The 12,144-nt window shown below is 28.7% G+C and carries 11 protein-coding genes; all 11 read left to right on the top strand.

All coding sequences use genetic code 11. The features are described 5' to 3' along the window. The first annotated feature begins 48 nt into the window (after positions 1 to 48). The 11 genes from ccoN (at position 49) to KJR01_RS05355 (ending at position 11,899) form a co-directional block, all read left to right on the top strand. Positions 49 to 1,518 carry a cytochrome-c oxidase, cbb3-type subunit I gene (ccoN, locus tag KJR01_RS05405; RefSeq protein WP_214117643.1) on the top strand — a complete coding sequence of 490 codons (1,470 nt, stop codon included), beginning with the start codon at positions 49 to 51 and terminating at the stop codon, positions 1,516 to 1,518. Between the two features lie 11 nt (positions 1,519 to 1,529). Continuing rightward, on the top strand, positions 1,530 to 2,222 hold the full coding sequence (gene ccoO / locus KJR01_RS05400; RefSeq protein ID WP_214117642.1) for a cytochrome-c oxidase, cbb3-type subunit II: 693 nt from the start codon (positions 1,530 to 1,532) through the stop codon (positions 2,220 to 2,222). 9 nt (positions 2,223 to 2,231) lie between these two features. Beyond that, positions 2,232 to 2,429 (top strand): cytochrome c oxidase, cbb3-type, CcoQ subunit, encoded by a 198-nt coding sequence (locus KJR01_RS05395; protein ID WP_214117641.1) that lies wholly within the window; start codon positions 2,232 to 2,234, stop codon positions 2,427 to 2,429. Further along, on the top strand, positions 2,429 to 3,271 hold the full coding sequence (locus tag KJR01_RS05390) for a c-type cytochrome (protein ID WP_214117640.1): 843 nt from the start codon (positions 2,429 to 2,431) through the stop codon (positions 3,269 to 3,271). Before KJR01_RS05395 ends, KJR01_RS05390 begins: the two co-directional genes overlap by 1 nt. Positions 3,272 to 3,274: 3 nt before the next feature. Beyond that, positions 3,275 to 3,490, top strand: a complete 216-nt coding sequence (locus KJR01_RS05385; RefSeq protein ID WP_214117639.1) for a DUF4006 family protein — start codon at positions 3,275 to 3,277, stop codon at positions 3,488 to 3,490. Positions 3,491 to 3,584: 94 nt separating this feature from the next. Beyond that, complete coding sequence (locus tag KJR01_RS05380; protein ID WP_214117638.1) at positions 3,585 to 4,136, top strand: hypothetical protein; 552 nt, start codon at positions 3,585 to 3,587, stop codon at positions 4,134 to 4,136. Continuing rightward, the gene (locus tag KJR01_RS05375) at positions 4,133 to 4,657 is read left to right on the top strand and encodes a FixH family protein (protein WP_214117637.1); all 525 of its coding nucleotides are present in this window, start codon (positions 4,133 to 4,135) and stop codon (positions 4,655 to 4,657) included. The genes KJR01_RS05380 and KJR01_RS05375 overlap by 4 nt, the downstream gene beginning before the upstream one ends. Before the next feature lie 56 nt (positions 4,658 to 4,713). After that, positions 4,714 to 6,903 carry a PD-(D/E)XK nuclease family protein gene (locus tag KJR01_RS05370; RefSeq protein WP_214117636.1) on the top strand — a complete coding sequence of 730 codons (2,190 nt, stop codon included), beginning with the start codon at positions 4,714 to 4,716 and terminating at the stop codon, positions 6,901 to 6,903. After that, the gene (locus KJR01_RS05365; RefSeq protein ID WP_214117635.1) at positions 6,900 to 9,548 is read left to right on the top strand and encodes a UvrD-helicase domain-containing protein; all 2,649 of its coding nucleotides are present in this window, start codon (positions 6,900 to 6,902) and stop codon (positions 9,546 to 9,548) included. The genes KJR01_RS05370 and KJR01_RS05365 overlap by 4 nt, the downstream gene beginning before the upstream one ends. Positions 9,549 to 9,668: 120 nt before the next feature. Continuing rightward, positions 9,669 to 10,556 (top strand): YeeE/YedE family protein, encoded by an 888-nt coding sequence (locus KJR01_RS05360; RefSeq protein ID WP_214117634.1) that lies wholly within the window; start codon positions 9,669 to 9,671, stop codon positions 10,554 to 10,556. Further along, positions 10,553 to 11,899, top strand: coding sequence for a rhodanese-like domain-containing protein (locus KJR01_RS05355; RefSeq protein WP_214117633.1), 1,347 nt, complete (start codon positions 10,553 to 10,555; stop codon positions 11,897 to 11,899). The genes KJR01_RS05360 and KJR01_RS05355 overlap by 4 nt, the downstream gene beginning before the upstream one ends. The last annotated feature ends 245 nt before the right edge of the window (positions 11,900 to 12,144 follow it).

Raw genomic sequence — 12,144 nt, 5'->3', positions numbered from 1 at the left:
TAAGATTATAATTAGCAGATTATTTTAATTTCTATTTAAGGAGCAGTTATGGCAAATCCATCGCAAAATCTTGGCTATGATTATACCGTAGCTAAGTGGTTTATGTTCGCATGTATTTTGTTTGGCATAATCGGTATGGGAATTGGAACTTTAATCGCGTTTCAATTAGCATTTCCTGAGCTAAATAATATTGCAGGTGAATATTCTACATTTGGCCGCCTAAGACCACTTCATACAAACGGAGTTGTTTATGGCTTTATGCTTTCAGGTATTTGGGCTACTTGGTATTATGTAGGTCAAAGAGTTTTAAAAGTTTCTATGAAAGAATCAAAATTCTTAATGTTCATAGGTAAAGCTCATTTTATAATCTTTATGATTACTATATTATTAGCTGTTGTAAGTCTTTTTGCTGGTGTTACAACTTCAAAAGAATACGCAGAACTTGAATGGCCTTTTGATATAGCAGTTGTTGTTATTTGGGTTTTATGGGGTATGGGAATTTTTGGACTTATTGGAATTCGCCGTGAAAAAAGTCTTTATATTTCTATTTGGTATTACATTGCGACATTTTTAGGCGTAGCAATGCTTTATTTATTTAATAATATGGAAGTTCCTACAAAATTAGTTACAGGAATGGGTTCTTGGCTTCATTCAGTATCTATGTATGCAGGAAGTAACGATGCTTTAATTCAATGGTGGTGGGGACATAATGCGGTTGCTTTTGTTTTCACGGTTGCAATTATTGCTGAAATATATTATTTCTTACCAAAAGAAAGTGGTCAGCCAGTATTTTCTTATAAATTATCACTATTTTCATTCTGGTCTTTAATGTTTATATATTTATGGGCAGGCGGACACCATTTGATTTATTCAACCGTTCCTGATTGGATGCAAACAATGGGTTCAATTTTCTCTGTTGTATTAATATTACCAAGTTGGGGTAGTGCAATCAATATCTTACTTACAATGAAAGGTGAATGGCACCAAGTAAAAGAAAGCCCATTAATTAAGTTTATGATTTTTGCTTCAACATTTTATATGTTTAGCACACTTGAGGGTTCAATTCAATCAGTTAAATCAATCAATGCTCTAGCACACTTTACAGACTGGATTCCAGGACACGTGCATGATGGAACACTTGGTTGGGTAGGATTTATGACTATGGCTGCAATTTATCATATGACTCCAAGGGTATTTAAAAAAGAGATTTATAGTAAAAAAATTATGGAATACCAATTTACTATCCAAACTTTAGGAATTGTATTATTCTTTAGCTCAATGTGGATTGCTGGAATTACTCAAGGTATGATGTGGAGAGCTTATGATGATTATGGAACTCTAACTTATTCATTTATTGATACTGTTATAGCACTACATCCTTATTTTATAATAAGAGCTATTGGTGGTTTATTATATTTAATAGGATTTTTTATGTTTGCTTATAATATTTATAAGTCAGTTACTTCAAGCAGAAGCGTTGAAGTTGAACCAAAATCAGCAAGTCCAATGCAAGCGTAAGGAGGTAAAAAATGTTTAGTTGGTTAGAAAAAAATCCTTTCTTTTTTGCGGTATTTGTATTTGTTGTTATTGCTTATGCTGGTGTTGTAGAAATTCTACCTGCATTTAGTCCTAACGCTAGACCAATTGAGAGTAAAAAGCCTTATACAGCTTTAGAACTTGCAGGTCGTCATGTTTATATTAAAGAAAGTTGTAATGCTTGCCATTCGCAATTAATTCGTCCATTTAAAGCAGAAACAGATAGATATGGTGCTTATTCAAAAGCAGGTGAATATGCTTATGATAGACCATTTTTATGGGGTTCAAAAAGAACAGGTCCTGATTTAATGAGAGTTGGTAATTATAGAACTACTGATTGGCACGAAAATCATATGAAAAAACCTGTTTCTGTAGTGCCTAGTTCAATTATGCCTGAATATCCACATTTATTTAAAAAGAATTCAGATTTAGATACAGCTTATGCTGAAGCTTTAACTGTTAAAAAAGTTTTCAATGTTCCTTATGATGAAGAAGGTTATCCAAAATTAGGAACTTACGAAGACGCTCGTAAAATGATGGTAGAACAAGCTACACCTATTGTTGATGCAATGAGCGATGAAGAAGTAAAACAAGCGTTTGAACCTTGCCGTGCAAATGCACTTGATAGTAAATGCGAAATTAAAGAAATAGTTGCATTGATTGCGTATTTAAATAGCTTAAAGTAAGGAAGAATTATGAGTTTGGTTGAACTTGTGCAATATCAAGGACATGCTTATTTTTTCCTTGTGGCGTTTTTGACCTTTGTGCTTTATGCTTATATTATTCATTTATATAAAGCACAAAGAGAAGGTAAAAAAGATTATGAAAAATATGCAAATCTTGCATTAGATGATGATATTAATTCATCTTTATTAGAAAATAGGAGAAAGTGATGAAATGGTTAAATCTTTCTGATAATGTAAATTTACTTTCTATAATTGGTGCAGTTGTTATTGTTGCTACCGTGTTGATAGTAAGTTTAAATGTATTTAAACAGATGAGAATTAAAAGAAAAGATGCTGAAACAAGCGAGCACGAATGGGATGGAATAAGTGAATATAAAAACCCATTACCAGTAGGTTGGGCTGTTATGTTTATCGTTTTAATAGTGTTTGCTTTATGGTATTTTTTAATAGGTTTTCCACTAAACAAATATTCATCAATAGGTGAATATAATGAAGAAGTAGCAAGTCATAATGCAAAATATAAAGAAAAATATGTAGCATTTGATGATGAATCTAAATTAAATATGGGTAGAAATGTATTTTTATTACATTGTGCTCCTTGTCATGGTGCTGAAGCAACTGGAATTAATGGTAAGGCTCAAGACTTAACTAAATGGAGTAGCGTTGCTGGAATTTTAGATATTTTAGAAAACGGCTCAACAGGTTTAGGATACGGAGAAATGCCAGCTGGTTTAGTTGAAGGAGATGACGCAAAAGCAGTTGCAACTTATGTAGCAAATGGAATGCAAGGCGAAGTTGGTAAAGATGTGTTTGAAACAACTTGTGCAGCTTGTCACGGAGAAAATGGAGAAGGTACTGAAGGTGTAGCACCTGCATTAAATATTTATACTAAACCTGATTTTATTAAAATGGTTTTAGCTAGCGGTAAGATAGCAAGTGCTGATGCAAGCGTAAAAGTAATAGGAGCAATGCCAAGCTTTAAATCAATGCTAAGCGATGAGCAAGTAGATGCAGTTGCTCGTTATGTAAGCACATTATCAAAGGAGTAAAAAATGGATAATCATAATAGAAATGTGTTTGGATTACACGGAATTACAGGTATGTTAATAGCTACCGTTTTATTATTATCAATCCTAGTTGGGCTTACTATTTGGGGAATAAATGTTCAACAAAAAGAAATCAGAAATCCTTATAAACTAGAAAAAATTGAAGATGCTAAAATGCACGAAAATAGAAGTTTAGAAGATTTTAGAAAGGACGCAAAATGAGCAAGTTATTAGAAACAATTATAGTTTTAGGAATGGTTGTGTTAGCAATAGTTACAGCTTGGTCAGTTTTAACTCCTAATCATTTAGGTATAGGATGAAAAAGCTAATAATTATAATGCTTTTAGCTCTTGTGAATTTATTTTCACAAGAGCCTTTAAGTAATGAAGTATTAAATGAAATAAATATTTTAAGTAATGATTTAGAGCAAAAAACAGGTATTAAAACAAGTGTTTTAATATCAAATGAAATTCCTTTTAAAGATTTAAAACAAAGTATTAAAACTGATAAAAATTATGCAATTATAGTAATTAGCCTTAAAGATAAAAAGTTAGATGTTATAAGTGATTTAGGATTAGATTTTAGAAGTGTTACCGAATATTATTATTTAAAATATGGATTTTTCCCAAAACAAGGTGCAATATTGCCAATACTTACTCAACCTAAAGGAAAAGATTTAGTAAATGCAGCGATTTTAAATGGGTTTGCTGAATTGTGTGATGTAATTGCAAGTAGTAAAGGTGTAGAACTTGAGTATTCTTACGGGGATTTAAATGATAATATTATAAATACAATTAGAACTATTTTTTATATTTTTACTATTGTTTTTATAGTAGTTTTAATTAGAAGAAAGGTAAAGAAAAAATGATAAAAGAAGGAAGACATTGGCCTTATTTGATTGTTGGTTCAATTATTTTTATGATGATTGCTTGTATTTACACCGTTTATTTATCTTTTGATTATCCAGTAGATGAAGATGAAAGTTATTTTTTAAAATATCAAGATGTTGAGAATAATTACGCAAAAATCAAAGAAAACGAAAAATTATTTTTAGATAATTTTGCTTTTAGGGTTTTAGGTGATAAAACAAGATTAGATGTTACTAAACGCCCAGCGGTATTTGTAGATAATGAAGTGATATTACAAGTTAAAGAAAAGTCTAATTTAAAAGCAAGCAATATAAGCGTAAAGGCAAAATTAACAAGACCACACACAAAATATGAAGATAAAGAAATTATCGTAAATTATGATGATAATTTAAAAGAATTTAAAGCTGATTTAGGAGATATTTCTAATGGACGCTGGACTTTATTGATTGATTTTAAAATCAACGAACTTTCAAAATTTTATAAACTTGAACTTTGCAAAAATCAATGTAAAAAAGCTTAATATTAAAGCTTTTTTACGCTATAACTACTCATAATAATCTTTTAAAAGGAAAATAAATGTATAAAAAGGATTTGATTGTATTTTCTAATTTAAGGCAAATTAAAAACTACTTAGCAAGTATTAAAAATGAAGGATTTTTTCCAACTACAATTAGTATTAATGAGTTTTTGCAAGATTTCGCAATAAATGATAAAAGAAGAGCGACTGAAGTAGAGCAAATCATTGCTATGAGTAGGGCTTGTAATAAAACTAAAGATTATAAAAAGCTTAATTTTTCAAATGATTTTTTAAGTTTTTTAAAAAATAAAGAATATTTATTCTCATTTTTTAGCGAATTAAATAGCCAAAAAGTAAGTATAGATGATTTAAGAAATAATGATTTATATAGTTTTTTTGATGAGTATTTAGATATTTTAGAAGAGTGTTTAAAGCATTATAAAAACGAATTAGATAATCAAAATTTATATGATGATATAACTATTAAAGATTTAAAAGCTAATTGGTTTTTGCTTAGTCAATATAAATCAATTAGCTTTTATCTAAACGGCTTTTTAAAGCAATACGAATTAGAATTCTTTGAGAGTATTTCGGATAAAATAGATGTAAAAATCATCACAAATGTAAGCGATTACAATATAAATCTTTTAAAAAAATCATTTAAAATAGATTTTGAGCCAAATCATACTTATACTCTAAGTTTTAATAATTCTTGGCAAATCCTAGAGCAAACTAATCTAAATTATAACAATACCTTAAAAATTGCTTCGTTTAAAAGCTCAATTTATCAATACATTTACGCACTTAGTCTAATATCAAAATATTACGAAAATGATAAACAAATAGCTCTTATTATGCCTGATGAAAGCATTGCAACTAGTTTAAAAGCTCTTGATATTCATAATTATTTAAATATTGCAAGTGGGCTAAACTCAAACGAAATAGCACAAAAACTAAATGCGATTTTAGGTGATGATGAGTTGGCTTTAGTGCAAAAAAGATTATTAAATACAAGCGAACTTGATTTTAGTAATTTTGATAAATTAAAAGAGCAACTATTAAGCCTTAGCAAAAACGCTGAAGTTAAAGAAATCCTAAAAAACCGCCTAAATGATATAAAGATTTTAAATAATGAGTTTAAGCTAACAAACGAGCAAATCATAAAATTACTTGACGCTAATAATATTAAAATTTCTCACACAAACGGCGGAAATGTTGATGCTTTAGGTATGCTTGAAAGTCGTGGAATGAAATATGATTTAGTAATTGTTCTTGATTTTAATGATGATTTAGTGCCAAAGCGAAGTGTTAGTGAAATGTTTTTAAACAATGCTGTTCGCACAAAGGCTGGGCTAATTAGCTATGCTGATAGAGAAAATTTACAAAGGCATTATTATAAAGAGCTTTTTAATGCCAAAGAAGTTTTTGTTTTATACCTTGAAAACGAAGAAAAATCACCCGCTAGAATGCTAAAAGATTTTAGTTGCGAAAGACAAATCGTAGATGAAAAAGGGCTTATGGAGTCGTTTTTAAAGGCACTCAATGGCAAAATAAAAGCAAATGAAAATATATTTGAGCCTGATTTAGAACTTATAAAAAATCATAATTTTTTTGCAAAACCGCTTAGTTTTTCAAGATTATCGTGCTATTTAAACTCACCTTATGAGTATTATTTAAAATATATTTTAGAATTAAGTGAACCTAGTAATTCAAACGAAAAAGCAGCAGTTGGGACTATGGTTCATGAGTTTTTACAAAACGCTGATTTTAAGAATTTAAAACAAGAATTTGAAAAAGAGCTAAAAGACAAATTAAGCCCAATTGATTATGCTTTAATATACGATAATTTAGATGAAATCGCATATTATATTAACAACAATCAGCCAAGTGCAAATTGTGAAGAAAAGCTTTCGAGTAAAATTGCAAATATTGATGCTTACGGGATAGCTGATAGGATAAGTGATGAGCTAATAATTGATTATAAGACTACAAACAAGCCAAATTCTACTAAAAATCACGAAAAACAATTAGCCTTTTACGCAATGCTTTTAGATAAGCCTACGATACAAACAGCTTTAATTTATTTAAAAAGCACTCGTGGGGCGGTGTTTGAATGTAAAAATTTTAATAAATTATCTCAAGAGATTGAAAGTGACATTGCAACTCTTAAAGATGGCTTTGTCTTAGAAAAAAGTGAAAATGCTTATGGCTATTATCATTTAATAATCAATAAAAAGGATAGAGTATGAAACATATCGCATTAGCAGCAAGTGCTGGAAGTGGCAAGACTTTTACTCTAAGTGTTAGATATATTGCTTTAGTTTTAAGCGGGGCGAGTATTAATGATATAGTAGCTCTTACATTTACAAAAAAAGCCGTAAATGAGATGAAAGAGAGAATTACAAAGGTATTTTTAGAGCTTGAAAATAGAGCTGCCGAGCTTCAATTTTTGCAAGATTTACTAGGTTTAAGTGCCGAGCAAATCATAAATACAAGAAATAAATTCTTAAAAAACTTTAAAGAAGATGAGCTTAGGATTTATACTTTTGATAGCTTTTTTTCTAAGATTTTAAGGCTTTTTGCAACACACGAAGGCTTAAGCGTAGATGCGGAACTCATTGATTATTTAGATATTAAAGAAGAGTTTTTAAAGTCTTTAGATACAAATGAAGCCATAAAATTAGTAAGAGATTTAAAAGATTTTAATATGAGTTTAGGAGATTTTTTAAACTGGCTTGAGAGTTTGTATTTAAATTATACAGGCGAAAAAATCATAAATGATACGACTTTTATAAATCCTTTTGATGAGTTTTTAAGGCTTAAAGATAATTTTACTGGAGCAAATAAAAAAGTTGATGAATGGCTTGGCAAAATTACGGATTTAAATTCTTTACTTTCTAGCTCATTTTTAGACGCTAGCAAATCAAATATACAAAAAGCCCTAGATTTACCAACTTTTGCAGCAGCTTATGAAGAATTACTATCAATCGTTGCTAAATATTATGGTTTTTTAGAGAGCAATCAATTAAAATTATGCTTTAATTATTTAGATAAATTTAGCGAAGTTGCGAAAAATTATCATAAAGAGCAAAATATTTTAAGCTTTAGTGATGTTGCTATTTATGTTCATAAAATATTGCAAAATAAGGATTTAAAAGACCTTTTTTATTTTAGACTTAATTCAAATCTAAGCCATCTTTTAATAGATGAGTTTCAAGATACTTCGGTTATTCAATACGAAATTATTAAGCCAATAGTTGAAGAAATAGTGGCTGGAATTGGCATAGATGATAAGCAAAAAAGCTTTTTTTATGTAGGGGATAAAAAGCAATCAATTTATTCATTTAGGGGTGCTAAACAAGAAGTATTTGATTTATTTCACAAAAACAAAACCTATAATATAAGCTTGCAAAATCTTGATACTAATTATCGTAGTAAAAAAGCCATAGTAGAGTTTGTAAATAATAATTTTAAAAATCTTTATGATGATTATTACGAGCAATTAGTTGCAAGTAAAGAAAACGGAGTTGTAAGCAAAATAATCACCGAAAATTACTTAAACGATGTTTATAAAAAGATTGCAAGTTTGCTACAAAACGGAGTAAAATTAGATGATATTTGCATACTTACAAGAGATAATGCAAACGCAAATGAAATAGCTAATTTTTTAAATGAATTTGGCTTAAAAACTAATGTAAATAATAACTCTTTATTAGTTTCAAAAATGAGTGTTAGGGTTTTAATAGAATTTGCAAAATACTCTATTTTAGGAGATGAGATTTATGGCTTTTTTGTAAAGTCTGTGCTAGGCAAGGATTATTCAAGGCTTAAAATTGATATTACAAAAAGTGCTTATGAGATTTATAATGAGATAATAACTCATCTTGATTTATGCAAAGATGAGTATGTTTTAGAGTTTTTAGATGATATTAGTTCTAAAGATTTTTTAGATACCATATATAATCTTAGCAATAAACTTGCATCAAACAATGAAGCAAAAGGCATAAATATCATGACAATTCATAAGAGCAAGGGCTTACAATTTGAGCATTTAATCTGCGTTCATTTAAGTAAAACCCCTCCACACGATACAGGGCTTAAAATTGAATATGATTTTTCTAGTCACAAATGGTATGGCTTTAAAAAAGATGCTAGTGCTATTAGAAATCTTAGATGTTTTTATGATAAAGATTATGCAAAAAAGCTTGAAATTTATGAGAATACGAAAAAAACTGATGAGATAAATACTTATTATGTAGCTTATACAAGAGCGATTAGCTCTCTTTGTATTATTATGAATGATGGAGCTGGGCTTAGCGGGATTAATTATAATGAAATTACTAATGAGAGTTTAGATGATGATTTGCTTAATTTTAGATATAAAGAAAATGAAGCAAGTGCTATAAGTATTAGCTATGAGTTTAATCCTTGCGTGCCACTTCAAAATGTCAAGGCTAAAGAGTTTAGCACTGATGCGATTATGCTTGGAAACGCATTTCACTATTTTTGTGAATTGAGTGATTTTAATGATGAAAGCTTGAATGAATGTTTAAGACTTGCATATAATAAGTTTAATCAAGTGGATTTTGATAAATTAAAAAAACTTTGCGAAGATTTGCTTAAATGTGTGGAGTTTAAAGAACTAATCAAAAATCATAATTTGATTAAAGAATATAACTTTTTATATGAAAATAAAGTAAATAGAATAGATTTATTAGCTATTAGCGATGATTGGGTTAAGATAATTGATTATAAAAGCTCGTTTTTTAATAAATCTTATGAAAAACAGCTAAAAACCTATGAAAACTTTATAAAAACTAGATTTTCTAATCACAAAATTAGCTCTTATGTAGTGTTTTACGAAAACGAAGAATTTAAATTAAAAAGAATTTAAATTCTTTAAAACTAAATTGATTTTGTGGTGAAAATCTTAATTCATAATCTAAATATGAATTAAGATTTATTATTTTTCAAAACATATAATTTCTAAAATATTTTAGAAAGTCATTAGGTAATGAATACGCTTATATTTGGAATTGTTTTTGGATTTTTATTAGCAAGATATAGATTTTGCTTTTTTTCTGGTTTTAGAAATCTTTTTTATTTTAAAGATTTTTCATTTGTTAGTGCTTTAAGTTTTTGTATATTTTTACAATCTCTTGGCTTATTCATATTAGAACATTTTCAGCTAATTACCATACCCGAGTTTAAATTCTCAATACTTGCTACTATTATAGGTAGCTTTGCATTTGGCATTGGCATGGCGTTTAGCAAGGCTTGTGTTAGTGGTAGTTTTACTAGAGTTATTAATAATAGTTCTTATTTAATAACGGCTTTTTCTTTTGCTTTTAGTATGGCTTTATTTAATGGAATATTTAAAAAATACATAGATATTTTTACAAAAAACGAGCTTACTAATATTCATACTTTTTTAAATATTTCGCCTTTTATCTTAGTGATTTTACTTGGAATTTTAAGTATATATTTAATCTATAAAGCCAAAAAAATCAGCATTCTAGCAATAGTTTTAGCAATTTTAAGTCTTTTAATGTGGAAAATGATTGGTTTTAGTTTTACTTTATCAGTGCCTAGTAAAAATATGATTTTATATCTAGTAACCAATCAATATAGGTATTTAGATTCTGGAGTTTATTTTTTATTTGGTTGTATTTTAGGTGGGATTGTTGCGAATTTAAAATCATTTTCGCTTCAAGGCGTATCGCTAAAACAAGGATATTTTAGTGTAATTGGAGGCTTTTTGATGGCTTTTGGGGCTTCTCTTGCAAGTGGTTGCAATGTGGCAAATATTTTAATAGCTAGTGCTTATTTTAGCTTTCAAGCTTTTATATTTTTACCTTTTATGCTTTTTGGATTTTTGATTATTTTAAGGAGAGTATCGTGAAAAAATTAATTTTATTGTTTGCACTTATTTTTAGTGCTTGTTTTAATGCTGATAATGTTAAATTATTAAATACTGATGAGTTTAAAGCTAGATTAAATAGTGATTATTTGATAATTGATACAAGAATTGATAGTTATTATAATGGTTTTAGCGAAGATGGGGCAAAAAACGGCGGTCATATTAAAGGGGCTTTAAATATTAGTGCTTTATCAATGGATTTTGTTGAAAATAAAAAATTTGAAGAATATTTCAAAGGCAAAGGCATTACAAAGGATAAAAAGCTCGTATTTTATGGTTCTAATTTAGATGAGATAAAAAAAGTTAGCTCGGAGTTTTTAGCTCGTGGTTATAAAGGCGAGATTTATGCTGATTTTATAGATTATGCAAATAATAATGATTTAGTAAAACTTAAAAACTATCAACTAGCAGTCTATCCTAAATGGCTAAATGACTTAATGCAAGGCAAAAAAGTTGAGAGTTTTGATGGTAAAGACTTTATGGTTTTTGAGGTTAGTTGGGGAGAAAATAGTGATGAATACAGCGAGCATATAAAAGGTGCTTATCATTTTAATACTGATTTAATAGAGAATGCTCCTGTTTGGAATTTAAGTGATGCAAAAACTTTAGAAAATAATCTTTTAAACTTAGGAATTACAAGCGAAAAAACTATAATTTTATATTCTAAAAATCAAATGGCAGCTTTAAGAGTATTTTTTGCACTAAAATACGCTGGGGTTAAAGATGTTAGATTTTTAAATGGTGGGCTATATTCTTGGCAAGAAGCAGGATTTAGCATAGAAAAAACTCCAAATATACCTAGCAAAGAAAGTGATTTTAAAGCGATAATTCCTGCAAATGCTAATATAAATATATCAATGCCAGATGATATTAAAAATTATAAAGGGGATTTAAAGCTAGTAAGTATTAGGGCTTGGGATGAGTTTATAGGCAAAATTAGTGGTTATGATTATATACCAAAAAGTGGTGAGCCAAAAGGAGCTATTTGGGGATTTGCAGGGACAAATTCATCTAATGTGGCTGATTATTACGACCCTGATGGAACGCTTAGAAATCCTTATGAAATATATGAATTATGGCAAAGTCAAGGCATTAATAAAAATGATAATTTAGCTTTTTATTGTGGCACAGGCTGGAGAGCTAGTGTTGCTTGGTTTATTGCCTTACTTGATGGTTGGGAAAATATTTATGTATATGATGGTGGCTGGAATGCTTGGCAAATGGATGAGAGCTTAGAAGTGCAAAAGAATTTAGATTTAGTTAAACCTGATTCAAAAAACGATTATGGAGCAGTGTTTAAAGAAGGTGCTAGTTGTAAAAGCTAATCAAAAGCTATTCTTAAAGAATAGCTTTAATCATCATAGTGTTAAAGCCACTTAATATCAAAATTTATTAGATAATTAATAGAATTATTTAACAATCTTCTACACTATAAAATGATTATAAAGAGTATATGCAACACTAAATAAAATTATTGTAATTGTTAAAATGAGAGTTTTGCTAAGTGTATGCTCAAAAAAGCTCTCGCTTAAATTAATTTGTATTTTTTGATTAAGCGATGAGCTTTTAA

The sequence above is a fragment of the Campylobacter sp. 2018MI10 genome (assembly GCF_018501175.1).
GTDB lineage: Bacteria > Campylobacterota > Campylobacteria > Campylobacterales > Campylobacteraceae > Campylobacter_E.
Note: the sequence above shows the minus strand (reverse complement) of the source record. Positions and strands in the feature narration are given on the sequence as shown.